The organism is Actinomadura rubrisoli, assembly GCF_004349215.1.
Lineage (GTDB): Bacteria > Actinomycetota > Actinomycetes > Streptosporangiales > Streptosporangiaceae > Spirillospora > Spirillospora rubrisoli.
Map to the genome: position 1 here is coordinate 1 of NZ_SMKU01000683.1, position 1,578 is coordinate 1,578.

Annotated in this window: 2 protein-coding genes; both read right to left on the bottom strand. The window is 69.4% G+C overall.

Annotation, left to right across the window (positions count from 1 at the left end; translation table 11 throughout):
* A partial coding sequence (locus tag E1298_RS46830) for a hypothetical protein (protein ID WP_131903786.1) occupies nucleotides 1-666 on the bottom strand: 666 nt, incomplete at its 3' end.
* Nucleotides 653-1,501 (bottom strand): endonuclease/exonuclease/phosphatase family protein, encoded by an 849-nt coding sequence (locus E1298_RS46835; RefSeq protein ID WP_131903787.1) that lies wholly within the window; start codon nucleotides 1,499-1,501, stop codon nucleotides 653-655. The genes E1298_RS46830 and E1298_RS46835, both read right to left, overlap by 14 nt.
* Between the last annotated feature and the right edge of the window lie 77 nt (nucleotides 1,502-1,578).

Consider the following 1,578-nt stretch of genomic DNA (forward strand, 5'->3'; position numbering starts at 1 on the left):
GGTGTGGTCCCAGCCGTGAAGGTCCCAGCCGGGTGGGATCAGGGCGGCGGGCCCGTCCAGGGTGGTAGCGCCCGGGGACAGGTCGCCCAGATCGTGGCCGCTCCCGTCGTCCGGCTCGTCGTCCGGTCCGTCGTCGAAGTTGTTGTCGTGGTCGTCGTCGATGTCGCGGATGGTGTCGCGGGCGAGTCCGCCCAGGTTGACGGCCACGCCGTAGCCGGCCACCCACCGCAGATGAGCCGCCTGTACGACGTCGAACCGGGCGTGCCGGGCGTCGGCCGGTGGTGTCGGGGGGCGGTGCTCGATCAGGTCGGCTAGTTCGAATACCAGGTGTTCCCAGCGCCGCAGCAGGATCAAGTGGTGGTGGCCGGTGCCGCCGATCAGGTGTCCGGTGGCGCCGGTGTAGGACCGGTGGTGGCGGACCCACACCACGGCCATCTCGACGCCGCCGGTCTCGACGCACAGGATTTCGTCGACGGGCGCGGTCCCGGGGGTGGCCGCCGCGCTGGCGTAGGCCCATATGGTCGAGGGGTTGGCCATCGCCGGGGCCAGCAGCCGCCGGGCGTCCCGGTCATCCAGGATGGCGCCGCTCGCCGGCGGGAAAGGCTCGTCATGCCATCCGCTTCTGGCGCGGCCGCGTCGTCCACGCAGCCGGTTAAAGGTGCTCATGGTGCTGCTCCTGGAATTGGTCGGTGAGGGTGAGTTCTGCCCAGACGGCCCGGTGGTCGCTGAGGTGGTCGGCGCCGGTCTCGACGCCGTACCCGGTGATCCACGCGGCGGGCAGCGTCGTCAGGATCCGGTCACACCGGTAGGCGAGTTTGTCGGTGCCGTGCCCCACGGTGGGGGTGCGGTCGCCCCAGATGTGGCCGATGTCGCCGAAGCCCGCTGCGGCCAGTTCCTGTGCGGGGGCGGTGATGAGTTTCTTGGCGGTCTTGTAGGGGTCCAGGCCGGTGGTGTCGGGGTTGTCGTCGATGGCGGCTGCGTTGAAGTCGGCCACGTAGATCACGTCCAGGTCCCGGTGGACGGTGACCGTTTCGGCTTCCAGGAGGCGCGCGCCTGGTGAGCTTGGGGCTGAGTGGCCGACCAGGAAGTGCACGGGCCGGGGGTGCCCGTCGATGGCGAGCTTGATGTTGGTGAGGCCGTGGACGAACGGCGGGCCGTTCAGGTGGGTGACGTCCTCGACGGTGAGGTGGTCGTTTTGCCGTACGAAGGCCGCCAGGTCGCAGCCGTAGAAGTTCGAGGGACCCACGCAACAGGGGAACATCCCGAGCTCGTCGGCGACAAAGTTCATCAGGTCGGGCGAGTGCGCGCCCCAGGTGGCCTCTTGGAGGCCCAGGAAATCCAGGTTGAGCCGCGACAGCATCGCGAGCTGATCGCGCAGGCGTGTGGTGTCGAGGCCAGGACAGCCGAATTCGGCGGCCCGGTCGTGGTCGGCGAGGCCGGCCACGCCGCCCTTGAACAGGTTGTAGGTGCCGACGCGGATGGTGGGGGGCTTGTCAGACATGGAGGGTCTGTTCTCCGGTGAGTAGGGGCGGCAGGTCGCCGATGCGGGCGATCACAGTTGTCCGTGGGGGTAGGTGG